Raw genomic sequence first — 26,614 nt, forward strand, 5'->3', positions numbered from 1 at the left:
GACGCCTAATAACCCGATTCACGGCGCGGATACTTGACTAAACTAGTCATGTATTTATACTTGACGAAAATTGTCGAGAATTGCGGTTCCCCTACATCATGAGACTCACCACTAAAGGCCGTTTCGCCGTTACGGCGATGATCGACCTGGCCCTGCGCCAGGAGCAGGGCCCGGTGACGCTTGCGGGTATCAGCCAGCGCCAGCACATTTCGCTGTCGTACCTTGAACAGTTGTTCGGCAAGCTGCGCCGTCATGAAATCGTCGAATCGGTCCGCGGACCGGGCGGCGGCTACAACCTCGCGCGTCGCGCCGAGGACGTCACGGTCGCGGACATCATCATCGCCGTGGACGAGCCGCTGGACGCTACCCAGTGTGGCGGCAAGGGCGCCTGCGAAGGCACCAAGCAGCACGACGGCCACTGCATGACGCACGAACTCTGGTCCACGCTGAACCAGAAGATGGTCGAGTACCTCGATTCGGTGTCGCTCAAGGATCTGGTGGACAAGCAGCGCGCCCGCGAAGGCGCCGCGCCCGCCGTCCTGCGCGACCGCCGCACTGAGGCGCCCGCGGTCGAGCCCGTGAGGGCGGTGCCGCTCGGGCCCAACTCGATCTTCAATATGGCGAGTTCATGAGCGCAGCGAGCGCCGCCAGTTAGCCAGACAGCAATACAGCACAGTACACGCGCAGCACCCAGATTCCCCGGAGCGATAGATGAATAACGACATTCCCCACCTGCCCATCTACATGGACTACAGCGCGACGACGCCCGTCGACCCGCGTGTGGTGGACAAGATGATTCCGTACCTGCGCGAGCAGTTCGGCAATCCGGCGTCGCGTAGCCACGCCTACGGCTGGGACGCGGAGCGTGCAGTCGAGGAAGCGCGCGAGAACGTCGCTGCGCTCGTCAACGCCGACCCGCGCGAAATCATCTGGACCTCCGGCGCAACCGAATCGGACAACCTCGCGATCAAGGGTGCCGCGCACTTCTACAAGAGCAAGGGCAAGCACATCATCACGGTGAAGACCGAGCACAAGGCTGTGCTCGACACCTGCCGCGAACTCGAACGCGAAGGCTACGAAGTCACGTACCTGAACGTCAAGGATGACGGCCTGATCGACCTCGACGTGTTCAAGGCGGCGATCCGCCCGGACACGATCCTCGTTTCCGTGATGCACGTGAACAACGAGATCGGCGTGATCCAGGACATCGAGACGATCGGCGAAATCTGCCGCGAAAAGGGCATCATTTTCCACGTCGACGCGGCGCAATCGACGGGCAAGACGCCCATCGACCTGCAAAAGCTCAAGGTCGACCTGATGTCGTTCTCGGCGCACAAGACCTACGGTCCGAAGGGGATCGGCGCGCTGTACGTGCGTCGCAAGCCGCGTATCCGTATCGAAGCGCAGATGCACGGCGGCGGTCACGAGCGCGGTATGCGTTCGGGCACGCTGGCGACGCACCAGATCGTCGGCATGGGCGAGGCGTTCCGCATCGCACGTGAAGAGATGGAAACGGAAAACGCGCGTGTCGGCATGCTGCGCGACCGTCTGCTCAAGGGTCTCTCGGAAATCGAAGAAACCTATGTGAACGGCGACATGGCAAAGCGTGTCCCGCACAACCTGAACATCAGCTTCAACTTCGTCGAAGGCGAGTCGCTGATCATGGCGGTCAAGGACGTGGCGGTGTCGTCGGGTTCGGCGTGTACGTCGGCTTCGCTGGAACCGTCGTACGTGCTGCGCGCGCTCGGCCGCAACGACGAACTGGCGCACAGCTCGATCCGCTTCACGGTGGGCCGCTTCACGACCGAACAGGATGTGGACTACGTCATCAACCTGCTGAAGACGAAGATCGCCAAGCTGCGCGAACTGTCGCCGCTGTGGGAAATGCACCAGGACGGCATCGATCTGTCGACCATCCAGTGGGCCGCGCACTAAGCGCCACGCCCGGTAGACCTCGACAGAGCAACGAACATCGACCCGGCCGCAGCGCACACGAGCAGATAACTGCTGCAGCGCGGCCAACGCATTGAAGGAGTGTGATCATGGCATATAGCGACAAGGTTCTGGACCACTACGAAAACCCGCGCAACGTCGGCTCGTTCGCGAAAGACGACGACGCAGTCGGCACGGGCATGGTCGGCGCACCGGCGTGCGGCGACGTGATGAAGCTGCAGATCCGCGTGGGCGCGGACGGCGTGATCGAAGACGCGAAGTTCAAGACCTACGGCTGCGGCTCGGCAATCGCTTCGAGCTCGCTGGTCACGGAATGGGTCAAGGGCAAGACGCTCGACCAGGCGCTCGACATCAAGAACACGCAGATCGCCGAAGAACTGGCGCTGCCGCCGGTGAAGATCCACTGCTCGATCCTCGCGGAAGACGCGATCAAGGCAGCGGTCGCCGACTACAAGCAACGCCACACGGCGGACGCGAAGGTCGACGCGGCGTAACAGCCTTGCGCGGCAGCATGCCGCGCGAGCAGGCGGGACAGCGGCGCACCGGGTGGCGCGCCGCTGCGGAATGAACGATCTGGATGCAGGCAAGCCTGCGCCGCGTCGTGATCAAGCGGGCGCGAGCCGGAAGGCTCACATCGGCGCACGACATGGAGTGGGGCGAAAACGTTATGGCAATCTCGTTGACTGAAAAAGCGGCACAGCACGTGCAGAAGTATCTGATCCGTCGCGGCAAGGGCGTGGGCTTGCGCCTGGGCGTACGCACGACGGGCTGCTCGGGTCTTGCATACAAGCTCGAGTACGTCGACGAGCTCGCGCCCGAAGACAACGTCTTCGAAAGCTTTGGCGTGAAGGTCATCGTCGATCCGAAGAGCCTGTCGTACATCGACGGCACGCAGCTCGACTTCGTGCGCGAAGGTCTGAACGAAGGCTTCAAGTTCAACAACCCGAATGTGAAGGACGAGTGCGGCTGCGGCGAGTCCTTCCGCGTGTAAGCCTGCGCGTTGCGCTGAAAAGGCGGCCTGTGCCGCCTTTTTGATTTTTCGACGCTGCATTGTCGATGTTCGCGATTCCTTCCCAGCCCCACCAGAACGCTCAATCCGATGGCCTCGCTTAATTCGCTTTCCGATAGCCACTTCGTGCTCTTTGGCCTGCCCGAGCAGTTCGCGATCGACGCCGACGCGCTCGATCACGCCTACCGCACCGTGCAGGCGCAGGTTCATCCCGACCGCTTCGCCGCGGCGGGCGAGGCGCAAAAGCGCGTCGCCATGCAATGGGCCACGCGCGCGAACGAGGCGTATCAGACGCTGCGCGACCCGCTCAAGCGCGCGAAGTACATGCTGCATCTGCGCGGCATCGACGTCGGCGCGGAGAACAACACGGCGATGGAGCCCGCGTTCCTGATGCAGCAGATGGAATGGCGCGAGGCGATCGAGGATGCGGTCGGCGCGAAGAATGTCGATGCGCTCGATTCGCTCGCCGGCGATCTGCGCGACGACGAACGCGTGCGCCTCACGAAGCTCGGCGCGTTGCTCGATAGCGGCTCGAACCAGCCGGCGGCGGAAGCGGTGCGCCAGCTGATGTTCATCGAGCGCGTCGCGGCCGAAGTCGATACGCAGATCGAGCGGCTGGAAGGCTAGGCGCGCGAGCGGGACAGCGAGCCAGACCGGCCAGGACCGGGTCGGACCGAGTCAGACCCAAGCGCGCCAACGAAGCGACGCAAAAGAGCGTAGAACCACGGATACAGAGGCCGCCAGGCGCGCAGAATCTGCGCAGCCACGGCCTCAAATAGATCAAGCGATCACACAGATGGCATTACTGCAAATCTCCGAACCCGGCATGGCGCCGGCGCCGCATCAGCGGCGACTCGCCGTCGGCATCGACCTCGGCACGACGAACTCGCTGGTCGCCGCGGTGCGCAGCGGCGTGCCCGATGTGCTGCCCGACGAAGACGGCCACGTGCTGCTGCCTTCCGTCGTGCGCTATCTGGCCAACGGCGGCCGCCGCATCGGCCGTCTGGCCAAGGCCGAAGCCGCCACCGATCCGCGCAATACCATTGTCTCGGTCAAGCGTTTCATGGGCCGCGGCAAGGCCGACGTCGAAGGCGCGGCGAACGCGCCGTACGAATTCGTCGATGCGCCGGGCATGGTGCAGATCCAGACCATCGACGGCGTGAAGAGCCCGGTCGAAGTGTCGGCGGAAATTCTCGCGACGCTGCGTCAGCGCGCCGAAGACTCGCTCGGCGATGAGCTGGTCGGCGCGGTCATCACGGTGCCCGCGTACTTCGACGAAGCGCAGCGCCAGGCAACGAAGGACGCCGCGCGTCTGGCCGGGCTGAACGTGCTGCGTCTGCTCAACGAGCCGACGGCCGCGGCGATCGCCTACGGTCTCGATAACGGCTCCGAAGGCCTCTACGCGGTCTACGACCTCGGCGGCGGCACCTTCGATCTGTCGATTCTCAAGCTCACCAAGGGCGTGTTCGAAGTGCTCGCAGCGGGCGGCGATTCCGCGCTCGGCGGCGACGATTTCGATCACGCAGTCTTCGAATACGTGCTGGAGCAGGGCGGCGTCGAACGCGCCGCGCTCGCGCCCGAAGACGTGCGCCTGCTGCTCGATCGCGCGCGCGATGCGAAGGAAGCGCTGTCCTCGGCGGCGCAAGCGCGCATCGACGTCACGCTGTCGAACGGCACGGCGCTCGCCGTGACGATTGACGAAGCGCGCTTCGAGGCGCTTACGCAGGCGCTCGTGCAGCGCACGCTCACGCCCACGAAGAAGGCGCTGCGCGACGCCAAGGTCGGCGCGGCGGACGTCAAGGGCGTGGTGCTGGTCGGCGGCGCGACGCGCATGCCGGTGGTGCGCCGCGCGGTCGAACAGTTCTTCGGCCAGCCGCCGCTTGTGAATCTCGATCCGGACCAGGTGGTCGCGCTCGGCGCGGCGATCCAGGCCGATCTGCTCGCGGGCAACCGCGGCGGCGACGACGACTGGCTGTTGCTCGACGTGATCCCGCTCTCGCTGGGCGTGGAAACGATGGGCGGTCTGGTCGAGAAGATCATCCCGCGCAACTCGACCATTCCGGTCGCGCGCGCGCAGGAATTCACGACCTTCAAGGACGGCCAGACGGCAATTGCGATCCACGTCGTTCAGGGCGAGCGCGAGCTCGTGTCCGACTGCCGTTCGCTCGCCCGTTTCGAGCTGCGCGGTATTCCGCCGATGGCGGCAGGCGCGGCACGCATCCGCGTGACCTATCAGGTGGATGCGGACGGTCTGCTGTCCGTGTTCGCGCGCGAGCAGTTGTCGGGCGTGGAGGCGTCGGTGGTGGTCAAGCCGTCCTACGGTCTCGCCGATGACGACATCGCGAAGATGCTCGAGGACAGCTTCAAGACCGCTGACATCGACATGCGCGCCCGCGCGCTGCGCGAGGCGCAGGTCGAAGCGCAGCGCGTGATCGAAGCGACGCAATCGGCGCTGGCCGCCGACGGCGAACTGCTCGACGACGCCGAGCGCGTGGAACTCGACAAGCTGGTCGCGGCGCTGGCGCAGATCGCGCAAAGCGAAGACACCGACGGTATCGAAGCGGCCACCAAGGCGCTTGCCGAAGGTACCGACGAGTTCGCCGCTCGCCGTATGGACAAGGGCATCAAGCGCGCGCTGGCGGGCAAGAAGCTCGACGAGATCGGCTAAAAGCGCGGCTAAAAACGCATCGCGCTATGCGCGCTGCCTGCGTGCTTTCCCGATGCAGCGAAGCGCGCGACGCCAGTAGAATGGGTGTGCCACCGTCGGCAGACGGGGCGCGCCCGATATGACAAGTTTTGGATACGGAAATCAGAATGCCTCAAATCGTGGTGCTGCCCCATGTCGAACTGTGCCCCGAAGGCGCAGTGATCGACGCCAAGCCGGGTGAGAGCGTGTGCGACGTGCTGCTGGAACACGGCATCGCAATCGAACACGCCTGCGAAAAGTCGTGTGCCTGCACGACCTGTCACGTCATCGTGCGCGAAGGTTTTAACGCGCTCGAGCCGTCGGAAGAACTCGAAGACGACCTGCTCGACAAGGCATGGGGTCTGGAGCCCACTTCGCGGCTGTCGTGCCAGGCGCTCGTGCCGGCCGAGGATGACCTCGTGGTCGAGATCCCGCGTTACTCGATCAATCACGCGAAGGAAAATCACTGATCCATCCTGAGGAGGAGCGCGCAGCCATGAAATGGACCGATACGCAGGACATCGCAGTGGCCTTGACCGACACCCATCCGGAAGTCGACCCGCAATATGTGCGCTTCACCGATCTGCATCGCTGGATCACCGAACTCGAAGGTTTCGACGATGATCCCGAGCGTTCGAACGAAAAGATCCTCGAGGCGATTCAGGCAGCCTGGATCGAGGACGCGGGCTACTGATAGCGCGTTCTCGCAGTGCCAATGAAAAAGGCGATTCACCCATCCGGTGAATCGCCTTTTGTGTTTCTGGCGCGGGTTTAACGCGCGGACCTCAGGTGCCTCACGTAGCTCAAGCCGCTTCGAGCGCGCCGTGCTCGATACGCACGCGCTGGCCTTGCTGGAACGGCGGCGCTTCGTGGTACGTGAAGTAGCGCGTCTTGCCGGTGTCCATGCGCACGCGCACCGAATAAGCCGTCGTGCTGCGCAGATGCTTTTCCACCGAATTCCCGGCGAGGCCGCCACCCAGCGCGCCGAGCAGCGTCATGGCCGTGCGACCGTTGCCCGCACCGAACTGGTTGCCGACCACGCCGCCCGCCACTGCACCGCCCACTGCGCCGATCCCGGTGCCGTGGCCCTCCGTGCGCGTGGCCGAAATCCCTTCGACGACGCCGCACGACGCACAGGCGGCCTGTTGCGGCTGCGCTTGCTGGGCGTACTGTTGTTGCTGCTGCCCGTATTGCGGCTGCGCAGCCGCCGGCACCTGTTGCTGCTGCGCCTCAGTGGGCTGCTGCGTGGGCGCAGTGTTCTGTGCGTACTGCGCGTTGGTTGCGGCCGTGGCCGGGCGCGTCGAATCCACGACCGGTTGCGAAGCCATCACGGTCGTCTGGCCGGTCTGGCTTTGTGCGCTTTGTTCGGCGTTGCTCAACGCCTTCGGGAAGACGCCGGTAATCGCCGCCGTCGCCGCCAGACTCGCGACGATCACCGCGCCCGCCGCCGTCGCGACAAGGGGATGAATCCGGCGATTCGGCGTGTTCGGGTTGGTCTGCGTGGTCAGTTTCGGATCAGGATTGTTCATGACAGGCTCCGTCTTTGGCAGAGTTGGCTCGGGTGTTTCTCGTCAGACCAGTGTGAGCCAAACCTGCGACCCTGGCGTTTCAATTTGTAACCCGTCACGCGTGATCGCTGAACCGGAAAAATGCGCCGGACGGTGTAGCGGGCTGCGCGGCCCTGCATAACGCGGTTTCGCCCGATTGCGCAATCGGCATACCTGGCGACGGCGAGTAGCGTCCCGGCAGCTTTTACTGATCGTTACAAACGATTGACAGTCGATCTGGCAACGCAGCCGCGCGCGCCCAAAAGAAACGGGGCGCATGCGGCGTGAACCGCATGCGCCCCGTGAGACGCGTCACCCTTAGAGCAGGGCGGCAGAGTCTGTCAGCGACTTAGTCTTCGCGACGCAGATGCGGGAAGAGAATGACGTCGCGGATGCTCGGGCTGTTGGTCAGCAGCATCACCAGACGGTCGATGCCGATACCGCAGCCGCCCGTCGGGGGCATACCGTATTCGAGCGCGCGGATGTAGTCGGCGTCGTAGAACATCGCTTCTTCGTCGCCGGCGTCCTTCTGCTCGACCTGCTTCTTGAAGCGCGCGGCCTGGTCTTCCGGATCGTTCAGCTCCGAGAAGCCGTTGGCGATTTCGCGGCCCGTGATGAACAGCTCGAAACGCTCGGTGATGCCCGGCGTCGTGTCCGACGCGCGTGCGAGCGGCGAGACTTCAATCGGGTAATCGACGATGAAGGTCGGCTCCCACAGTTGCGACTCGGCCGTCTCTTCGAACAGCGCCAGTTGCAGTGCGCCCACGCCGGCGTTGAGGAACTGCGGCTGGTTCGCGTCCACGCCGAACTTCTTCAGTTCCGTGCGCAGGAAAGCGGCATCGGCGAGTTGCTCGGTCGTGTACTGCGGTGCGAACTTCTGGATCGCCTGCACGATCGTCAGACGATGGAACGGCTTGGCCAGATCGAGCTCGCGGCCCTGATAGTCGAGCGTGGCGCTGCCGCTCGCGTCGATCGCAGCCTGGCGGATCAGCTGTTCCGTGAAGTCCATCAGCCACGTGTAGTCCGTGTACGCGGCGTAGAACTCCATCATCGTGAATTCCGGGTTGTGACGCGGCGAAACGCCTTCGTTACGGAAATTCCGGTTGATTTCGAACACGCGCTCGAAGCCGCCCACGACGAGGCGCTTGAGGTACAGCTCGGGCGCGATACGCATGTACATCTGCATATCGAGCGCGTTGTGATGCGTGACGAACGGCTTGGCTGCCGCGCCGCCCGGGATCGGGTGCAGCATCGGCGTTTCGACTTCCATGAAGTTCGCGTCCGACATGAAGCGGCGCACCGACGAAATCGCCTTGGTACGCGCCACGAACGTTTCGCGCGCTTCCGGCGTGACGATCAAGTCGACGTAGCGCTGGCGATAGCGCATTTCCTGGTCCGACAGGCCGTGGAACTTGTCCGGCAGCGGACGCAGCGACTTCGACAGCAGACGCAGTTCGGTCACGCGTACCGACAGTTCGCCCTTGTTGGTGCGGAACAGCACGCCCTTGGCGGCGACGATGTCACCGAGGTCCCACTTCTTGAACGAGTCGTAGACGGCTTCGCCCACGTCGGCGGGCGTGATGAAGAACTGGATCTGGCCCGAGCCGTCGCGCACCGTCGCGAAGCTTGCCTTGCCCATCACGCGCTTGAGCATCATGCGGCCGGCGATGGCGACTTCGAGCGGATTCGCTTCGAGGGCGTCCTTGTCGGTTTCGGCGTGATCGCGCTGCAGATCGGCGGCGTGGTGGGTGGGACGGAAGTCGTTCGGGAAGGCGACGCCTGCCTCGCGCAGCGCGCGCAGTTTCTCGCGGCGCTCGGCGATGATCTGGTTGTCGTCGATGTCGGGCGCGGCGCTTTGCGTATTCTGCGCGTTCTGCTGGGTCGGTTCGGTCATGATGGCTCGGGTTCTGGGAGTTCGGTTCCGGCCGCGCCGCGCATCGTGGGAAAACCGCGACGATGCGCAGGCGGCGGGAGAGGGCGGCCGCTGGACGGCAGGGCCGCCGTGGCGCGTAACAGGCTTGACGCCCTTACACGCCCTGTTTCAGGCTTGCGCTGATGAAGGCGTCGAGATCGCCGTCGAGCACGGCCTTGGTGTTGCTGATTTCGACGTTCGTGCGCAGATCCTTGATTCGGCTGTTGTCGAGCACGTAGGAGCGGATCTGGTGACCCCAGCCCACATCCGACTTGCCCGCTTCCAGCTTGTCCTGCTCCGACTGGCGCTTGCGCATTTCGGCTTCGTAGAGGCGCGATTTGAGCATGGCCATGGCTTCGGCGCGGTTACGGTGCTGCGACCGGTCGTTCTGGCACTGCACGACGATGCCCGACGGGATGTGCGTGATACGCACCGCGGAATCGGTCTTGTTGATGTGCTGACCGCCCGCGCCCGAAGCGCGGTAGGTATCGATACGCAGATCGGCCGGATTGACGTCGATCTCGAACGACTCGTCGATTTCCGGGTACACGAACACCGACGAGAACGACGTATGACGCCCGCCCGACGAATCGAACGGCGACTTGCGCACGAGGCGGTGAATGCCGGTTTCGGTGCGCAGGAAGCCGTAGGCGTATTCGCCTTCGACCTTGATGGTTGCGCTCTTGATACCGGCGACGTCGCCTTCCGATTCTTCCAGGACTTCGATCTTGAAGCCCTTGCGCTCGCAGTAACGCACGTACTGACGCAGCAGCATCGACGCCCAGTCGCAGGCTTCGGTGCCGCCGGCGCCGGCCTGGATGTCGATAAAGGCGTTGTTCGGGTCAGCCGGATTCGCGAACATGCGGCGGAACTCGACGTCGGCGACGCGTGCTTCGATCGCCTGGGCGTCGGCTTCGACGGAGACGAGCGTGTCTTCGTCGCCTTCTTCGCGCGCCATCTCGAAGAGATCCTGGGTGTCGCGCGAGTCGTTCTCGATGCCGTCGAGCACATGCACGACGCCTTCGAGAAGCTTCTTTTCCTTGCCGAGACCCTGGGCGTGCTTGGCATCGTTCCAGACGTTAGGGTCTTCGAGTTCGCTGTTGACTTCGACGAGCCGTCGGGCTTTTACGTCGTAGTCAAAGATACCCCCGTAGCTCGCCCGCGCGCGCGCGCAGGTCCGCCAGAAGGGCTTCGATAGCGTTGAGACGTTCCGCTTCCATTTTTGTCGTGATCCGGCGTGTAAAACACGCAATTATAGCCGATCGGGCATCGCTTGGCCCGGCCTCCAGCCCATGCGGGAGTGGGCGCGGGCGTATTTCGGCGCGCTCGATCGGCCAAGGCGGATCGCGACGGCGGCGCGATCGTTACAGGGTCAGAGCGCGGCGTGCTCCACGACCAGTTGCACGCGCGAAACGCCGTTCCAGGTGTCGCGCACCAGACGGTAGGCGACGGTGGTGTGCTGCGGCAGCGTTTCGGTGTGGTTGAACCAGATCGCGTTGAAGCGCTGACGCCCGCGCAGCAGTTGCAGCTTCAGGTGCTTGTCCTTCACCAGCGCCTGCGAGGCGACTTCGAATTCGCCCGAGAACACCGGCGCCGGAAAGCCCTGGCCCCAGACCGCTGCGTCGATCATCTCGACGAAATCGGGCGTGAAATAGGCGTCTTCGAGATCGCCGTCGGTTTCCACGGTGCGGGCGAGCGCTTCGGCGGTCAGCCATTCGCGGCCGACACGTTCGAAGGCCTCGGCGAAGCGCGGCACGTCGGCGGCGGCGAGCGTCATGCCGGCCGCCATCGCATGGCCGCCGAACTTGTGGATCAGGCCAGGATCGCGCTTGGAAATCAGGTCGATGGCGTCGCGCAGGTGGAAGCCGGGAATCGAGCGGCCCGAACCCTTGACCAGCTCGCCGTCATCGTCGGCGGGCGCGAAGGTGAAGGACGGGCGGTGGAACTTCTCCTTCAACCGGCCCGCGACAATGCCGATCACGCCCTGGTGCCAGCCTTCGTTGAAGAGCGTGATGGTGGCGTTGCCTTGCGGATCGACATCGGCGAGATCGGCGAGCGCCTGCTGCTGCATGCCGGCTTCGATCTCGCGGCGTTCGCGGTTCATCGAGTCGAGCTGCTGGGCGAGTTCGTAGGCGCGGCCGGCGTCGTCGGTGGTCAGGCATTCGATGCCGAGCGACATGTCGGAAAGCCGGCCCGCCGCGTTCAGGCGCGGTCCGAGCGCGAACCCCATGTCGAAGCCCGAAGCGCTTTTCGCCTCGCGCCCCGACGCCCGGAAGAGCGCGGCGATGCCCGGCTGCATGCGGCCGTTGCGGATGCGCTGCAGGCCTTGCGCGACCAGCACGCGATTATTGCCGTCGAGCTTCACGACGTCGGCGACCGTGCCGAGCGCGACCAGATCGAGCAGGCCGTCCAGACGCGGTTCCGGCTTGCCGTCGCTGAATGCGCCGCGGCGGCGCAGTTCCGCGCGCAGGGCGAGCAGCGTGTAGAACATCACGCCCACGCCCGCGATGCACTTGCTCGGAAATTCGCAGCCAGGCTGGTTCGGATTGACGATGGCGCGCGCATCGGGGAGCGTGTCGCCGGGCAAGTGGTGATCGGTCACCAGCACTTCGATGCCGAGTTCGTTGGCCGCTTCCACGCCTTCCACGCTGGCGATGCCGTTATCGACGGTAATCAGCACATCGGGCGGGCCGCCCTTGCGCTGCGCGGCGAGCGCGACGATCTCGGGCGTGAGGCCGTAGCCGTACTCGAAGCGGTTCGGCACCAGATAGTCGATCTGCGCGCCGAACATGCGCAGGCCGCGCACGGCCACCGCGCAGGCGGTCGCGCCGTCGCAGTCGTAGTCGGCGACCACCAGCATGCGGCAGTCCGCTTCGAGCGCGTCGGCGAGCAGTTCGGCGGCTTCTTCCAGGCCTTTCATGCCGGTGGGCGGAATCAGGCGGGCGAGGCCGGTTTCGATCTCGTCGGGCTGGCATACGCCGCGCGAGGCGTAAAGCCGCGCGAGCACGGGATGCAGGCCGTGGCGGATCAGCGCCTCGGTATCGGCGGGGGAGCAGGCGCGGGTGACGATTCGGGTCATGCTTGACGCTTGAGAAGTTATTCGATGAACAGCGACGCGAATTCGCGGCGTCGCCAGAATTTGCGCAGATCGCCGCGCGTGGCTTCCAGCGTGACCGAGCCGGTATCGCCGCACAGCGTCACGCCCAGTTCGGCCAGCGTGCCGTTTTCGAGCGCGGCCAGCGCGGGCGCGAACCAGTCGCGCTCCAGTTGCGCGAAGGCGGCATTCCAGCGGCCCCAGTCCTGCTGGATATAGGCGGCCGAGAACGGATCGATTTCGATCAGCGTCGTGCCAGGCGTTGCTGCGTCCGATCGATCGGGCGAAGCCGCGAGCGCGGTGAAGGTTTCCGGCACGCCAAGCAGTTGCGCGCCCGATGCCAGAGCCAGACCGCGCGTGGCTGCGGCATCCGAGCGCACGCGCGCGAAGGCACGCTGCACCGGCCGCATCGCGCCTTGCGCATGGAACCAGATCGAGTTGACGGCGGGTAGGCCGCGGGCCTCGCGCGCTTCGTTGACCGGATGCTCGAACCAGGCCATCTGCACTTCGTTCTGCACCTTCATCCATGCGCGCGAGCGCTGGCCCGAATGCGCCTCGTGCGGCAGCCAGATTTCGATATTGCGGCCGCTAGCGCGCAAGGGCGACGCGCCGGCCAGCGTGCCGAACTGATCGCTCGACAGATACCAGCGTTGCGGCGTGGGCGCTTCGATGCGCACGCCCAGTTCCTCGATCAGCGGCCTGGCGACCGCGTAGAGCGCGGCGGCGTCGCTGTCGGTCAGTTCGAGCGAATCGGGATCGATCAGCACCAGATGGTCGTGCGCGATGCGCACGTGAACCGGCTGGATGCAGGCCCAGGTGCTGTCGCCGGGCGTGCCGCCATCGGCGAGCAGCATCCACGGCGCGAGCGGCGCTTCGTCGTCGGCAGCGGCGCCGTTGGGCGTGGCGTCGGCGCGGGGCGCATTGGCGCCGAAGGCGCGCGCGACCCAGCGCTCGTGCGGCAGTGTGCGCTGGAAATCCTCGCCGATCACCTGTTCGCCGAGTCGCCCACGGGCGACCAGCTTCGACAAGGCGGGGAACTGAAGCCCGGCAAGGGCAGTGGACGCCACGGCCGCCGAGGGCAGCGCGAACGGCACGAGAAGATGGAGGCGGTCTGCGGACATGATGGAGCGCATTGTACTTCGGCGCTGGCGCAGCGCGGCTCGCGAGTCGGAGTGCGTGGGCGTGGCGGCCTCGTGCTGCGCGCGCGTCTCGCCATACAAATCAGTCACTTGCGTACGTGCCGATACAAAACTGCCGGGCACCTGCGTGCGAAATTCGCGTCCAATCTGTCAGGCGCGGATCGTCTCGCACACCGCCGCAAAGTCCTTCAGGGGGCGGGAGTGTGGCAAACTTCGCGCTTGATTGTTGGCTTGACCGGCGCCTGGAGGGTCGCGCCGGCACCACACGCAAAAACGTGGCATGCGCGCTGCATCGGGCTTCTGGCCGGGAAGCGGATGCCACGTCAGCATCACGACGAAGCAACGACGAAGCACAAAAGGATTCGCTTGAAACTTCCCTACGAATGGCAGATAGGCTGGCGCTATACGCGCGCCGGCAAACGCACGACCGGCAACGGTTTCATCTCGTTCATCGCGCTGATTTCGATGTCGGGCATTGCGCTCGGCGTTGCGGCGCTGATCGTCGTGCTTTCGGTGATGAACGGCTTCCAGCGCGATGTGCGCGACCGCATGCTCTCGGTGCTCGCTCACGTCGAGATCTTCTCGCCCACGGGTTCGATGCCCGACTGGCAGCTCACGGCGAAGGAAGCGAAGACCAATCCCGAGGTGATCGGCGCGGCGCCTTATGTCGACGCCCAGGCGCTGCTCACGCGCGGCGACAGCGTCAGCGGCGTGGCGCTGCGCGGCGTCGAGCCGTCCGAAGAGCCGCAGGTTTCCGACATCGACAAGGAAATGAAGCTCGGCAGCATGAACGATCTGACGCCGGGCAGCTTCAATATCGTGCTCGGCGCCGATCTCGCCGTGAGTCTGGGCGTGACGAAGGGCGACAAGGTCACGCTGGTCGCGCCGGAAGGCACGATCACGCCGGCCGGCATGCTGCCGCGCCTGAAGCAGTTCACGGTGGTGGGCGTGTTCGAGTCCGGGCATTACGAGTACGACAGCACGCTCGCACTCGTGAATATCCGCGATGCCGAAGTGCTTTATCGCCTCGCCGCACCCAGTGGCGTGCGCTTGCGCCTGAAGGACATGCAGCGTGCGCCAACGGTCGCGCGCCAGCTCGTGCACACGCTGTCCGGCGATCTCTACATCCGCGACTGGACGCAGCAGAACAAGACGTGGTTCTCGGCGGTGCAGATCGAAAAGCGCATGATGTTCATCATCCTCACGCTGATCATCGCGGTGGCGGCGTTCAACCTCGTGTCGTCGCTGGTGATGACGGTGACGAACAAACAGGCCGACATTGCGATTCTGCGCACGCTCGGCGCGCAGCCCGGCTCGATCATGAAGATTTTCGTCGTGCAGGGCGTGACGATCGGCTTCGTGGGCACGGCCATTGGCGTTGCGCTCGGTTGCCTGATCGCCTGGAGCATTCCATGGCTCGTGCCGATGATCGAACATCTGCTCGGCGTGCAGTTCCTGCCGCCGTCGGTTTATTTCATTAGCGAGCTGCCTTCGGAACTCGTCCCGGGCGACGTGATCCGGATCGGCTTGATTGCGTTCGTGCTGTCCGCGCTGGCGACGCTTTATCCCAGCTGGCGCGCGGCCAAGGTACGTCCCGCGGAGGCACTGCGTTATGAATGAGCGTCAATCGGTTCAAGCCGCGGCGGGCGATTACCCCTATGTGATCGAAGCCAGCGGCATCTCCAAGGTATTCGGCCAGGGCGCGCTTTCCGTGCAGGTGCTGCATGACACCGATATCACCGTGAAGCGCGGCGAAAAGCTCGCGATCGTGGGCGCGTCGGGTTCGGGCAAGAGCACCTTGCTGCACGTGCTGGGCGGTCTCGACGAACCGGGCACGGGCAACGTCAAACTGCTCGGCAAGCCGTTTACGGAACTGTCGGAGCGCGATCGCAACGATCTGCGCAACCGCGCGCTGGGTTTCGTCTATCAGTTCCACCATCTGCTGCCGGAATTCTCGGCGCTCGATAACGTGGCGATGCCGCTGCGTATTCGCCGCATGCCGCAGGAAGCGGCGCGCGCCGAAGCGCTGGCGATTCTCGATCGCGTGGGGCTTGCGCATCGTGCGCGGCATCGGCCGGGCGAGCTGTCGGGCGGCGAGCGTCAGCGCGTCGCGATTGCGCGTGCGCTGGTCACCAATCCGGCCTGCGTGCTCGCCGATGAACCGACCGGCAACCTCGACGGCGGCACGGCGGACAACGTCTTCAACCTGATGATGGAACTCTCCGACCAGTTCCAGACGAGCTTCGTGATCGTCACGCACGATGCCGAGCTGGCGGCGCGTTGCGATCGCATCGTGCGTCTGCGCGACGGCATGCTGCACGAAGAGCCGGTTGTGCCGGTCTGATCGACGAGATTCGTTGGCCTGGCTGGCCGGAGTGCGCCTTTCATGTGGATCGACACGCATTGCCATCTGGATGCCGGTGAGTTCGACGCCGATCGCGATGCGGTGGCGTCGGCGGCGCGCGAGGCGGGCGTCTCGCGGATCGTGATTCCGGCCGTCGCGCGCTGGAATTTCGACACCGTGCGCGCGCTCGCGCATCGCACACCCGGCGCGGTCTACGCGCTGGGGATTCATCCGCTCTATACGCCAGGCGCACGTGACGAGGATCTCGCCGAATTGCGCGCGCAGATCGAGGCGAGTCTCGACGATCCGAAGTTCGTCGGGATCGGCGAAATCGGTCTCGACTATTTCGTGCCGGGACTCGACGACGCGCGCCAGCAGCACTTCTACGACGCGCAATTGCGTCTCGCGCGCGAGTTCGAATTGCCCGCGATCTGCCACGTGCGCAAGTCGCAGGACAAAGTGCTGGCGGGCCTGCGCCGCAATGGCGTGCGATGCGGCATTGCGCATGCGTTCAACGGCAGTTTCCAGCAGGCGAACGCCTTTATCGAACAGGGCATGCATCTGGGTTTCGGCGGCAACACGACTTTCGAGCGCGCGTTGCAGATCCGGCGGCTGGCGGAGCAGTTGCCGCTGGAAGCGATCGTCATGGAAACTGATGCGCCCGATATCTCGCCGTCCTGGCTCTACAAGCAGCGCAATTCGCCGGATCAGGTGCCGCGCATCGGCGCCGTACTCGCGGCCTTGCGTGGCCTGACGCCCGAGGAACTCGCCCTTGGCACAACGGCTAACGCTGCGGCGGCGCTGCCGCGGCTCGCGCTTTCGTCTGCATAATTTCCTCTCGTGGTGAAGCGCTTTTGCGCGTGTTGCGCTTCACCGGAAACCGGGAGGCGCGATGCGGGCAATGTGGTGCGGTTTTGCGCTGGGCGTCATTGCGTTGCAGCGCGCGGCGGGGCTGCCGGGGCGGGGCGTCTGGTTCGCGCTGGCTGCCTGCATTTCTGCTTGCGTAGCCTGGGCGATTTGGGCGTTTCGTGAGCGCGACGATGCCGGTGCACGGCGGTGCGCGCGGCGAGTTTCCGCGTGGCTGGCGATCTGGCTGGCGGCCGCTGGCGTGGGCTGGGGCTACGCGGCATGGCGCGCGGAAATCCGGCTCGCGCAGACGCTGCCCGCCGCGTGGCAGAAGCGCGATATCGAAGTGACAGGCCATATCACGCGCATGCTTTCGCAGGATGCGGGCGCGGCGAGTTTCCTTTTTGCGGTCGACGCCTGGGGCCTGCGTGCGCCTGATGCGCAAGCGCTGCCGTCGTTGATCCAGCTGAGCTGGGTCGCGCGCGATGCGCCATTGCCGATGCTCACGCCGGGTGCTCGATGGCGCTTGAGCGTGCGGCTGAAACGTCCGCATTCGGAAGGCAACTTTGGCTTGCGCGATTCAGAAGCGACGTTGCTCTCGCGCGGTGTGCGGGCGACCGGCTATATCAGCGATGAACAGCACGCGGCGCGCTTGAAGCCCGACGCGCAAAGCGTAGGTGTGTTGATCGAACGCTCGCGTGCGGCGGCGCGGGCGCGTATCGACGCGGTGCTCGCCGATGCGCCGCATCGCGGCCTTGTCGTGGCGCTGGCGACCGGCGCACAGGACGCCGTCAGCGACGCCGACTGGCGGCTGTTGCGCAACACCGGCACGAGTCATCTCGTGGCGATTTCCGGCTTGCATCTGGCTTTTGTCGCCGGGCTGGCGGGTTGGCTCGCGGGTGCGCTCTGGCGTCGTGTGCGCTGGCGCGGTGTCGAAGCGCCGATCCACCTGCCCGCGCAAAAAGTGGCCGTGGCGGGGGCTGTCGTTGCAGCGGCGGCTTATGCCGCGCTCGCCGGTTTCAACGTGCCGGTGCAGCGCGCGCTCTGGATGCTGGCGGTGACGGCGGTGGCGCTTTGGCAATCGCGCGAGGTGTCGCGCAGCCACGTGCTCGCGTGGGCGCTCGGGCTTGTTCTGTTGCGCGATCCGTGGGCGGTGACGGCGCCGGGCTTCTGGCTGTCGTTCGGCGCGGTTGCGGCCATTCTCTTTGCGGCAAGCGGCGTGCCGCATGTGCGTCGCCTCGAAGCATCCGCGCTGTCGCCGGAAGAGCTCGATCCGATGCGCGAGCACGAAGCCGCGCCCGCGCGCAACGGTCTTGCGCGAGCCGTTCGCGCGCGGATCGCCACGATCTTTAGCCGCGAGCGCTGGCGGCGGGCTTTCAACCGTTTCTCATCGAGACTAGGCGACAGCGCACGTGTCCAGTGGGCGGTGACACTGGCGCTCGCGCCGCTCACTGCGTACTGGTTCATGCAGATACCGCTGATCGGCCCATTTGCCAATGCCGGCGCGATTCCGTGGGTGAGCCTGTTCGTCACGCCGATGGTGCTGGCCGGCGTCGCGTTGCCCACGCCGCTCGACGGCTACGCGTTTCAGGCCGCCCACACCATGCTGACCTAGCTCCTCGACACGCTCGGGATGCTGGAGGGCTGGCCGTGGGCCTTGCTGCGCTTGCCGCAACCGGGTGTGTGGGCGTTGTCCTGTGCGGCTGTCGGCGTGGTCTGGCTGCTTGCGCCACGCGGCTGGCCGCTGCGCTGGTTTGCGCCCATCACGTGGTTGCCGTTGCTGGTGCCGTCGCCAACCGGTCCGCCGCCGGGCGCATTCCGGCTGACGGCGCTGGACATCGGGCAGGGCACGTCGGTGCTGGTCGAGACCGCGCGGCACACCTTGTTGTTCGACGCCGGACCCGGACCGGAATCGACCCACGCGGGCGAGCGTATCGTCGCGCCTTATCTGCTGACTCACGGCGTGATGCGGCTCGACACGCTGATGATCAGTCACGACGATTCCGATCATTCCGGTGGCGCGCCCGCGGTGCTCGATGCCGTGCCGGTGCGGCAGTTCGTAGCGGGCATCCTGCCGGCGCATCCGCTCTGGGCCAGCGCGCGCAAGCTGGGAGCGCAGACCGTGCAATGTGCTGCCGGGCAGCGCTGGTATTGGGACGGCGTCACGTTCGAGGTGCTTTGGCCCGACGCAGGGCCGCTCTCCGGCAAACCCAATACGCATTGCTGCGTGCTGCGCGTGTCTACCGCGGAGGGGCAGGCGGGCGCGGTTTCCGCGCTGCTCGCCGCCGATATCGAAGCCTCCGCCGAACGCACGCTGGTTGCCCGCGACGCCGCCGCGCTGCGGTCTCAGGTGCTTGTCGTGCCGCATCACGGCAGCCGCACATCGTCGACTGAACCGTTCCTCGACTCTGTCTGGCCGCTCGTCGCGATATTTCAGGTAGGCTATTTGAACCGTTTTCATCACCCGCATCCGGGCGTGTTTGCGCGCTACGCGTCGCGCGACATCGTACTTGCGCGCAGCGACGCGGATGGCGCAGTGCGTATCGAAGCCGCGCCCGGCAAGCTTGCCGTCGAGCGTTTTCGCGACACGCAGCGGCGTTACTGGATGGACGCGGGCGACGACTGACGGACGCAGCACATGCAGCAGAGGCACCACTCGCAGCACATGCACCACTCGCGGCACACAACAAACAAGACAGACACAGGGAGCAGGCGGCCAGGCGATGCGTGCCATGGCGCCGCCTACCGGAACGGAGACAACACGCCATTGAAGAACGTCATCCACTTTTCGCACGCGAACGGCTTTCCGGCCTCGACGTATCGCACGCTCTTCGCGGAACTCGGCGATACCTACGACTTGCGTTACATCGAGCGCATCGGCCACGACACGCGCTTTCCGGTCACGCGCGACTGGCCGCATCTCGTCGATCAACTGCTGGAAGACATTGGTCGCAGCTATGAAGAGCCGGTGTGGCTGGTCGGCCATTCGCTCGGCGGTTATCTGTCGCTGATGGCGGCGCTCAGGAAGCCGCAGTGGGTGAGGGGCGTGGTGATGCTCGACTCGCCGGTGATCGCGGGCTGGCGCAGCAGCATGCTCAAGGTGTCGCAATGGACCGGGCTGGACGAGCGGCTGTCGCCGGCGGCGGCCACGCGCACGCGCCGCACCAGTTGGGCGAGCCGCGACGAAGCCTGGCGTCACTTCCACTCGAAGCCCGCTTTCGCGCGCTGGGACGAGCGTGTCCTGTCGGACTATATCGATCACGGTATTCCTCAGACTTCGCCTGACGGCACCCGCACGCTCGCCTTCGACCGTCGCACCGAATATCTGATCTATCGCACGCTGCCGCATACCTTCGGCACGCGTCTCGCGCACGGCTCGCCGGTGCCGGTCAGCTTCATCGCGGGCACGCGTTCGAAGGAGATGCGTCAGGTCGGCATGGCTGCGACGCAACGTCTCGCCGGCGCGCGCCTAGAGTGGATCGAAGGCAGCCATCTCTATCCGATGGAGCGGCCGATCGAGACCGCTCGCGCGGTGCAACGCATGCTCTATGCGATGGAGAACGGCGGCTGAACCGGGGCGCCTGGATCGGCTGAAACCCGGCGCCTGGAACGTGCCCGCAGCGCGCGTCCAAAAGGGCGCGATCGGCATCGATCTGCTTGACAGGCGCTTGCGCAAAGGCGCCTGACGATGCCGCACACGATTGTGCAAAGTGCTCAAGCAAAATTCAGGGTTAGCCCTTGCTTTACGGTATAATCCGTTTTTCCCGCGAGCATCTAGCGATGACCAAATATGTATTCGTCACCGGCGGCGTAGTTTCTTCCCTTGGCAAGGGTATTGCCGCCGCCTCCCTCGCCGCGATCCTCGAATCGCGCGGTCTCAAAGTCACCCTCCTCAAGCTCGATCCTTACATCAACGTCGACCCCGGCACGATGAGCCCGTTCCAGCACGGCGAAGTGTTCGTGACGGAAGACGGAGCGGAAACCGACCTTGACCTCGGCCACTATGAGCGCTTCATCACCACGAAGATGCGCAAGGCCAACAACTTCACCACGGGCCAGATCTACGAATCGGTGATCCGCAAGGAACGCCGCGGCGACTATCTGGGCAAGACGGTGCAGGTCATTCCGCACATCACCAACGAAATCCAGGCGTTCGTCGAACGCGGCGCGGCTTCCGCGACGTGCGGCGAGCCCGATGTGGCAATCGTTGAAGTGGGCGGCACGGTGGGTGACATCGAATCGCTGCCGTTCCTCGAAGCCGCGCGTCAGATGAGCCTGCGCCTCGGTCGCAACAGCTGCTGTTTCGTGCACCTGACGCTCGTGCCGTTCATTGCGACGGCTGGCGAACTCAAGACCAAGCCCACGCAGCATAGCGTGCAGAAGCTGCGCGAAATCGGTATCTATCCGAACGTGCTGCTGTGCCGCGCCGACCGCCGTATTCCCGACGACGAGCGCGCGAAGATCTCGATGTTCTCGAACGTGCCGGAAGACTCCGTTATTTCGGTGTGGGACGCCGACAGCATCTACAAGATTCCGCAGATGCTGCACGATCAAGGCCTCGATTCGATCGTTTGCGACGAACTCAAGCTCTCCGCCAAGCCCGCCGATCTGTCGATCTGGTCGGAAATGGTCGAAAAGCTCGAAAACCCGCAGCACGAAGTCACGATCGGCATGGTCGGCAAGTATGTCGATCTGACCGAGTCGTACAAGTCGCTGATCGAAGCGCTGCGCCATGCGTCGATCAAGACGTCGGCCAAGGTCAACATCGAGTACATCGATTCGGAAGTGATCGACGAGCAGGGCGTCGATAGCCTCAAGCACCTCGACGCGATTCTCGTGCCGGGTGGCTTCGGCCGTCGAGGCACCGAAGGCAAGATCAAGGCGATTCAATACGCTCGCGAAGCGAAGGTGCCGTACCTCGGCATCTGCCTCGGCATGCAGCTCGCCGTGATCGAATTCGCCCGCGATGTCGTGGGTCTGAAGCACGCGAACTCCACGGAATTCGACGCAGACACGCCGGACCGCGTGGTGGCACTCATCACCGAATGGGCCGACCGCGAAGGCAAGGTCGAAAAGCGTAGCGAAGATTCGGACCTCGGCGGCACGATGCGCCTCGGTTCGCAGCGTTGCCCGATCAAGCCCGGCACGCTCGCAGCGGAAATTTATGGCAAGGACGTGAACGAACGTCACCGTCACCGTTATGAAGTCAATAACGGCTACGTGCCCAAGCTCGAGGCTGGCGGCCTTATCATCAGCGCCCGTACCCCGAGCGAAGATCTGCCGGAAATGATGGAACTGCCGCGCGACATGCACCCGTGGTTTGTCGGCGTCCAGTTCCACCCGGAATTCACGTCCACGCCGCGCGACGGCCATCCGCTGTTCAAGGCGTATGTCGAAGCGGCGGTCGCGCACCAGAAGGCGCGCGCTGAGGAGAAAGCATGAACCTGTGCGGTTTCGAGGTTGGTCTCGACAAGCCGTTCTTCCTGATCGCGGGCACCTGTGTCATCGAATCTGAACAGATGACGATCGACACGGCGGGCCGCCTGAAGGAAATCACCGAAAAGCTCGGCATCCCGTTCATCTACAAGTCGTCGTTCGACAAGGCCAATCGCTCGAGCGGCAAGTCGTTCCGCGGTCTGGGGATGGACGAGGGTCTGCGCATCCTGTCCGAAGTGAAGCGCCAGCTCGGTCTGCCCGTGCTGACGGACATCCACACGGAAGAGGAAGTGGGCCCGGTGGCATCGGTCGTGGACGTCCTGCAGACGCCCGCGTTCCTGTGCCGTCAGACCGACTTCATCCACGCCTGCGCACGTTCGGGCAAGCCGGTGAACATCAAGAAAGGCCAGTTCCTCGCGCCGCACGACATGAAGAACGTGATCGACAAGGCCCGCGATGCGGCACGTGAAGCGGGGCTTTCCGAAGACCGTTTCATGGCCTGCGAACGCGGTGTCTCGTTCGGTTACAACAACCTCGTGTCGGACATGCGCTCGCTCGCGATCATGCGCGAGACGGCAGCCCCGGTCGTGATGGACGTCACGCATTCGGTGCAACTGCCGGGCGGCCAGGGCACCAGCTCGGGCGGCCAGCGCGAATTCGTGCCGGTGCTCGCGCGCGCTGCTGTCGCGACGGGCGTGGCGGGTCTGTTCATGGAGACCCACCCGAACCCGGCCCAGGCGAAGTCCGATGGTCCGAACGCCGTGCCGCTGAACCGCATGGCCGACCTGCTCGAAACGCTCGTGACGCTCGACCAGGCGGTCAAGCGCACGCCGTTCCTCGAGAACGACTTCAACTGACAGGTTGAACGGAATCACGCAGTAAAGCACCGGCGCGCTCGCTGCGCGTCGCGTGCCTTGTCGTAAAGTTTCAGCGTTGTTTGTGTATTGCGCGCCGCTTCGATTGCATGAGCGGCGCGATGGAGGAGCCGCGGTACGCGGCCCGTCCGCCCAGCAGGTGTCATGAAGCGATGCCATGCTGCGCAGGAAGGCAGTCGCGCCGCGCCAGATGTACAAGGCAGCGTGGCAGCGCAGCGGTTACAGCAGGTGCGTAACCCTCGCGCTGCAACAAGTTGAACCCGACGACCGCGCCGCCTGTCCCATATGACGGTGTGTCCCGCCCGAGTGCAGAAACTGCGCCGCGCCGGACTATGCAGAGGGTGCGTGTCTCGCAAGAATTACTGTCATTTCCTGAGGAAACCATGAGTGCAATCGTAGATATCATCGGTCGCGAGATTCTGGATTCGCGCGGCAATCCCACCGTCGAATGCGACGTGCTGCTCGAGTCGGGCACGATGGGCCGTGCGGCTGTGCCGTCGGGCGCATCGACCGGCTCGCGCGAAGCGATCGAACTGCGCGACGGCGAAGCCGGCCGCTACAACGGTAAGGGCGTGCTGAAGGCCGTCGAGCACATCAACACCGAAATCTCCGAGGCAATCATGGGCCTCGACGCATCGGAACAGGCCTTCCTCGACAAGACCCTGCTCGAACTCGACGGCACCGACAACAAGTCGCGCCTGGGCGCCAACGCAATGCTGGCTGTCTCGATGGCCGTCGCCAAGGCGGCTGCTGAAGAAGCTGGTCTGCCGCTGTACCGCTACTTCGGCGGTTCGGGTGCGATGCAACTGCCGGTGCCGATGATGAACATCGTCAACGGCGGCGCGCACGCGAACAACAGCCTGGACATCCAGGAATTCATGATCGTGCCGGTGAGCCAGCCGACGTTCCGCGAAGCGCTGCGTTGCGGCGCGGAAATTTTCCACGCGCTCAAGAAGATCCTGTCGGATCGCGGCATGAGCACGGCCGTGGGCGATGAAGGCGGTTTCGCACCGAACTTCGGCAGCAACGACGAATGCCTGTCGACCATCCTGCAAGCGATCGAAAAGGCGGGCTACCGCGCAGGTGAAGACGTTCTGCTGGCACTCGACTGCGCAGCGAGCGAGTTCTACCACGACGGCAAGTACCAGCTGGCCGGCGAAGGCCTGCAACTGTCGTCGGCTGAATTCGCCGACTACCTGGCCACGCTCGCCGACAAGTTCCCGATCGTCTCGATCGAAGACGGTATGCACGAGTCGGACTGGGCAGGCTGGAAGATCCTGACCGACAAGCTCGGCAAGAAGGTCCAGCTGGTGGGCGACGACCTGTTCGTCACCAACACGCGCATCCTGAAGGAAGGCATCGAGAAGGGCATCGGCAACTCGATCCTGATCAAGATCAACCAGATCGGCACGCTGACGGAAACCTTCGCAGCCATCGAAATGGCCAAGCGCGCCGGTTACACGGCCGTCATTTCGCACCGCTCGGGCGAAACCGAAGATTCGACCATCGCGGACATCGCCGTTGGCCTGAACGCGGGTCAGATCAAGACGGGTTCGCTCTCGCGTAGCGACCGTATCTCGAAGTACAACCAGCTGCTGCGCATCGAAGAAGACCTCGGTGATATCGCCAGCTACCCGGGCAAGTCGGCGTTCTATAACCTGCGCTAAGCGGACCTGAACCCCGGCAGCGGCCTTGCTGTCCACTTTCGTCATCCCTTCCGCCGCCCTGCGTTAAGCGCAGGGCGGCGTGTATTTATCCGGCACTACTCATGCGGCTTGTCACTGTCGTCCTGATCATCCTGCTTGCGCTGATCCAGTATCCGCTCTGGTGGGGCCATGGCGGCTGGCTGCGCGTGCACGAACTGCAAGGCGAACTCGCCCAGCAGCAGAAGCAGAACGACGACGAAAAACTGCGCAACGAACGCATCGCGGGCGAAGTGCAGGATCTGCAGAATGGCACGGCGGCGGTCGAAGAGCGCGCGCGTTATGAGATGGGCATGGTGAAGGACAGCGAGGTGTTCGTGCAGTTCGTGTCGCCGAACCAGCCGTTGCCGTCGACGCCGGTAGGTTCGTCGAATACGTCCACGCGCGGCGAGATGTCCACGCCGGTCAAGGTGGTGCCGAACCCGGTGTCACGCGTGCCGGAGAAGCGCCACGGTCACGGCAGGGAAGCGAAGAAGGCCGGCTGATTTCCGCTGGTTTTCGCTCGCGTTGCGGATAAAGCGGGCAAGGCAGATAAAGAAAAAGCGCGACATCCAGTTGGATGCCGCGCTTTTTGTTTGTACGTCGAAAACCGTGCAGGACGTGGCTTACCAGCCCCAATCCCAGCCCGGATAACCGTACCCGATGCCAGTGCCCCAGCCACGGCCGCCGCCCCAGCCGCCGCTGTAGTAGCCGCCGTAGACGGTGACGGGCGGCGCGTAGGCGCGCGACCAGGCATCGGCGGCGGCTTCGGCAGCCATGGCGCGGTCCTGATCGTTGAGCGCCTGCTGGTCGATGGCGTCGTAACGCTTGAGCTGATCCTGCGACAGCGACGGCGCCATGCCGGGCATTGCCGCAGCGTTTTCGGGCAGACGGCTGTAGATCGGCGAAGGGCCGGGCGGATCGAGCGTGCAACCGCTCGTCAGCACGACACCCGCGCCCAGTGCGGCCAGCGTGACGGCGGCAAACAGCGTGCGCGCCGATCGCCATCCAGCGCGTTCTACAGCGTGCCCGGCCCCGAAGCGTGTATTCATGTCTTTTCCTTCCCCAGTCAGACGTAGCGTCCCAGGCTGCCCGGATCCGCAGGTCTTGAACCGGAGAAGGCCGGTATCAATGACGCTGGTCCGCGGCGGGGGACACACCTTCTGAGAGCCCCGGCGAGGCGAAAAGTTGCGCCACATCGACGGGATCGAACTCGTAGCGCTGGTTGCAGTAGTCGCAATGCACTTCGACGTGACCGCGCTCCGCGATCACGCTGTCGGCCTCTTCGCGGCCCAGCATCTTGAGCATCGCGCCGACCTTTTCGCGCGTGCAGCTGCACGAAAAGCGCGTGCCGGTAGGCTCGAAATGCTGCACGTTTTCCTGCCAGAACAGACGGCGGAACAGCGTTTCGGGCTCCTGTTCGAGCAGTTCCTCGCGCGAGAGCGTGCCGCCGAGCGTGCAGACGCGCTCCCAGGTATCGGCGTCGAGTTCGTGCGGATGCGGCACGATGCCGCCATCGCCCGGCAGCTTCTGCAGCAGCATGCCAACGGCGCGGTCTTCGTTCGCGCCAAGCCACAGACGCGTATCGAGCTGCTCCGAGTGATGCATGTAGTGCTCGAGCACTTCGGCGATCGAGGCGAGCGGGCCGTCTTCGCCGTTCATCGGCACGATGCCCTGATACGGCTGCTGGCCCGGCTGCTTGTTGGCCGGATCGAGCGTGATCACGCAGCGGCCGTCGCCGCTCACGTTGACGAGCTGGTCGAGCGTGAGGTCGTCGGTAAAGACCGAAGCGTCGTTAGGGTCGATGCCGTCCGACAGACGCGCGGTCGCGCGCATCGACAGGTCCGAACTGCACTGCGCGACCAGCATCCGCACCGGACCATCGCCCAGGATCTGCATGATCAGCGTGCCGTCGAACTTCAGGTTGGCCGAAAGCAGGGCGCAGGCGGCCATCATCTCGCCGAGCACGGTGCGCACGGGAGCCGGGTACTGACGGCGCGCGAGCACCTCTTGCCACGTGTTACGCAGCGAGACGATCTCACCACGCACCGGCGCGGCGCTGAACATGAATTTCTGCAACTGGTCGTTCAC

The 26,614-nt window shown here is 64.7% G+C and carries 23 protein-coding genes and 1 pseudogene; 17 read left to right on the forward strand and 7 right to left on the reverse strand.

Going from position 1 to position 26,614, the window contains the following annotated elements; translation table 11 throughout:
- Positions 1-98: 98 nt before the first annotated feature.
- The 8 genes from iscR to iscX all read left to right on the forward strand — a co-directional run bounded on the left by iscR (position 99) and on the right by iscX (position 6,342).
- Entirely contained in the window at positions 99-632 is a 534-nt protein-coding gene (gene iscR, locus U5A67_RS20205; protein WP_143887201.1) for a Fe-S cluster assembly transcriptional regulator IscR, read from the forward strand.
- A 79-nt stretch (positions 633-711) separates the two neighbouring features.
- The gene (locus tag U5A67_RS20210; protein ID WP_205981855.1) at positions 712-1,935 is read left to right on the forward strand and encodes an IscS subfamily cysteine desulfurase; all 1,224 of its coding nucleotides are present in this window, start codon (positions 712-714) and stop codon (positions 1,933-1,935) included.
- A 107-nt stretch (positions 1,936-2,042) separates the two neighbouring features.
- Complete coding sequence (iscU, locus tag U5A67_RS20215) at positions 2,043-2,447, forward strand: Fe-S cluster assembly scaffold IscU (protein ID WP_205981854.1); 405 nt, start codon at positions 2,043-2,045, stop codon at positions 2,445-2,447.
- A 173-nt stretch (positions 2,448-2,620) separates the two neighbouring features.
- On the forward strand, positions 2,621-2,944 hold the full coding sequence (iscA, locus tag U5A67_RS20220; protein ID WP_205981906.1) for an iron-sulfur cluster assembly protein IscA: 324 nt from the start codon (positions 2,621-2,623) through the stop codon (positions 2,942-2,944).
- A gap of 108 nt (positions 2,945-3,052) precedes the next feature.
- Positions 3,053-3,589 carry a Fe-S protein assembly co-chaperone HscB gene (gene hscB, locus U5A67_RS20225; RefSeq protein ID WP_205981853.1) on the forward strand — a complete coding sequence of 179 codons (537 nt, stop codon included), beginning with the start codon at positions 3,053-3,055 and terminating at the stop codon, positions 3,587-3,589.
- 169 nt (positions 3,590-3,758) lie between these two features.
- On the forward strand, positions 3,759-5,630 hold the full coding sequence (gene hscA / locus U5A67_RS20230) for a Fe-S protein assembly chaperone HscA (protein ID WP_321814523.1): 1,872 nt from the start codon (positions 3,759-3,761) through the stop codon (positions 5,628-5,630).
- Positions 5,631-5,776: 146 nt separating this feature from the next.
- Positions 5,777-6,118: an ISC system 2Fe-2S type ferredoxin gene (gene fdx / locus U5A67_RS20235; RefSeq protein WP_205981851.1), complete on the forward strand. Its 342-nt coding sequence runs from the start codon at positions 5,777-5,779 to the stop codon at positions 6,116-6,118.
- Between the two features lie 26 nt (positions 6,119-6,144).
- Positions 6,145-6,342, forward strand: a complete 198-nt coding sequence (gene iscX / locus U5A67_RS20240) for a Fe-S cluster assembly protein IscX (RefSeq protein ID WP_027814936.1) — start codon at positions 6,145-6,147, stop codon at positions 6,340-6,342.
- Between the two features lie 109 nt (positions 6,343-6,451).
- Here the strand turns inward: iscX and U5A67_RS20245 are convergent, their stop codons facing one another.
- From U5A67_RS20245 to U5A67_RS20265, 5 genes are all read right to left on the reverse strand, one after another.
- Positions 6,452-7,177 (reverse strand): glycine zipper 2TM domain-containing protein, encoded by a 726-nt coding sequence (locus tag U5A67_RS20245; protein ID WP_321814522.1) that lies wholly within the window; start codon positions 7,175-7,177, stop codon positions 6,452-6,454.
- A gap of 367 nt (positions 7,178-7,544) precedes the next feature.
- Entirely contained in the window at positions 7,545-9,089 is a 1,545-nt protein-coding gene (gene lysS / locus U5A67_RS20250; RefSeq protein WP_205981849.1) for a lysine--tRNA ligase, read from the reverse strand.
- Positions 9,090-9,222: 133 nt separating this feature from the next.
- Positions 9,223-10,327 (reverse strand): peptide chain release factor 2 gene (prfB, locus tag U5A67_RS20255; RefSeq protein WP_205981848.1). Its coding sequence is split into 2 segments (ribosomal slippage): positions 9,223-10,245 and positions 10,247-10,327, totalling 1,104 coding nucleotides; the frame shifts between segments, so codons are not numbered across the junction.
- A gap of 152 nt (positions 10,328-10,479) precedes the next feature.
- A complete protein-coding gene (recJ, locus tag U5A67_RS20260) occupies positions 10,480-12,186 on the reverse strand; it encodes a single-stranded-DNA-specific exonuclease RecJ (protein WP_321814521.1) in 1,707 nt (568 codons plus the stop codon).
- Between the two features lie 17 nt (positions 12,187-12,203).
- Positions 12,204-13,334, reverse strand: a complete 1,131-nt coding sequence (locus U5A67_RS20265) for a regulator (protein ID WP_321814520.1) — start codon at positions 13,332-13,334, stop codon at positions 12,204-12,206.
- Positions 13,335-13,706: 372 nt separating this feature from the next.
- On the opposite strand from U5A67_RS20265, the gene U5A67_RS20270 reads away from it, so the two are divergent.
- From U5A67_RS20270 to ftsB, 9 genes and pseudogenes are all read left to right on the forward strand, one after another.
- On the forward strand, positions 13,707-14,960 hold the full coding sequence (locus tag U5A67_RS20270; protein ID WP_321814519.1) for a lipoprotein-releasing ABC transporter permease subunit: 1,254 nt from the start codon (positions 13,707-13,709) through the stop codon (positions 14,958-14,960).
- Positions 14,953-15,684 carry an ABC transporter ATP-binding protein gene (locus tag U5A67_RS20275; protein ID WP_321814518.1) on the forward strand — a complete coding sequence of 244 codons (732 nt, stop codon included), beginning with the start codon at positions 14,953-14,955 and terminating at the stop codon, positions 15,682-15,684. The genes U5A67_RS20270 and U5A67_RS20275 overlap by 8 nt, the downstream gene beginning before the upstream one ends.
- Positions 15,685-15,726: 42 nt before the next feature.
- Positions 15,727-16,515: a TatD family hydrolase gene (locus tag U5A67_RS20280; protein ID WP_321814517.1), complete on the forward strand. Its 789-nt coding sequence runs from the start codon at positions 15,727-15,729 to the stop codon at positions 16,513-16,515.
- A gap of 61 nt (positions 16,516-16,576) precedes the next feature.
- Positions 16,577-19,156, forward strand: a pseudogene (locus tag U5A67_RS20285) (ComEC/Rec2 family competence protein).
- A gap of 141 nt (positions 19,157-19,297) precedes the next feature.
- Entirely contained in the window at positions 19,298-20,101 is an 804-nt protein-coding gene (locus U5A67_RS20290) for an alpha/beta hydrolase (RefSeq protein WP_321814516.1), read from the forward strand.
- A gap of 209 nt (positions 20,102-20,310) precedes the next feature.
- On the forward strand, positions 20,311-21,972 hold the full coding sequence (locus tag U5A67_RS20295; protein ID WP_205981840.1) for a CTP synthase: 1,662 nt from the start codon (positions 20,311-20,313) through the stop codon (positions 21,970-21,972).
- Complete coding sequence (gene kdsA, locus U5A67_RS20300; RefSeq protein WP_205981839.1) at positions 21,969-22,823, forward strand: 3-deoxy-8-phosphooctulonate synthase; 855 nt, start codon at positions 21,969-21,971, stop codon at positions 22,821-22,823. Before U5A67_RS20295 ends, kdsA begins: the two co-directional genes overlap by 4 nt.
- Before the next feature lie 401 nt (positions 22,824-23,224).
- Positions 23,225-24,508, forward strand: a complete 1,284-nt coding sequence (gene eno / locus U5A67_RS20305; protein ID WP_205981838.1) for a phosphopyruvate hydratase — start codon at positions 23,225-23,227, stop codon at positions 24,506-24,508.
- Positions 24,509-24,609: 101 nt separating this feature from the next.
- On the forward strand, positions 24,610-25,029 hold the full coding sequence (gene ftsB / locus U5A67_RS20310) for a cell division protein FtsB (RefSeq protein ID WP_205981837.1): 420 nt from the start codon (positions 24,610-24,612) through the stop codon (positions 25,027-25,029).
- Positions 25,030-25,149: 120 nt separating this feature from the next.
- Here ftsB and U5A67_RS20315 read toward each other — a convergent pair whose 3' ends face one another.
- Positions 25,150-25,575: a hypothetical protein gene (locus U5A67_RS20315; protein ID WP_321814515.1), complete on the reverse strand. Its 426-nt coding sequence runs from the start codon at positions 25,573-25,575 to the stop codon at positions 25,150-25,152.
- Positions 25,576-25,651: 76 nt separating this feature from the next.
- Positions 25,652-26,614, reverse strand: coding sequence for an Hsp33 family molecular chaperone HslO (gene hslO, locus U5A67_RS20320; RefSeq protein WP_321814514.1), 963 nt, complete (start codon positions 26,612-26,614; stop codon positions 25,652-25,654).

It is taken from the genome of Paraburkholderia sp. J69-1, assembly GCF_905220255.1.
Lineage (GTDB): Bacteria > Pseudomonadota > Gammaproteobacteria > Burkholderiales > Burkholderiaceae > Paraburkholderia.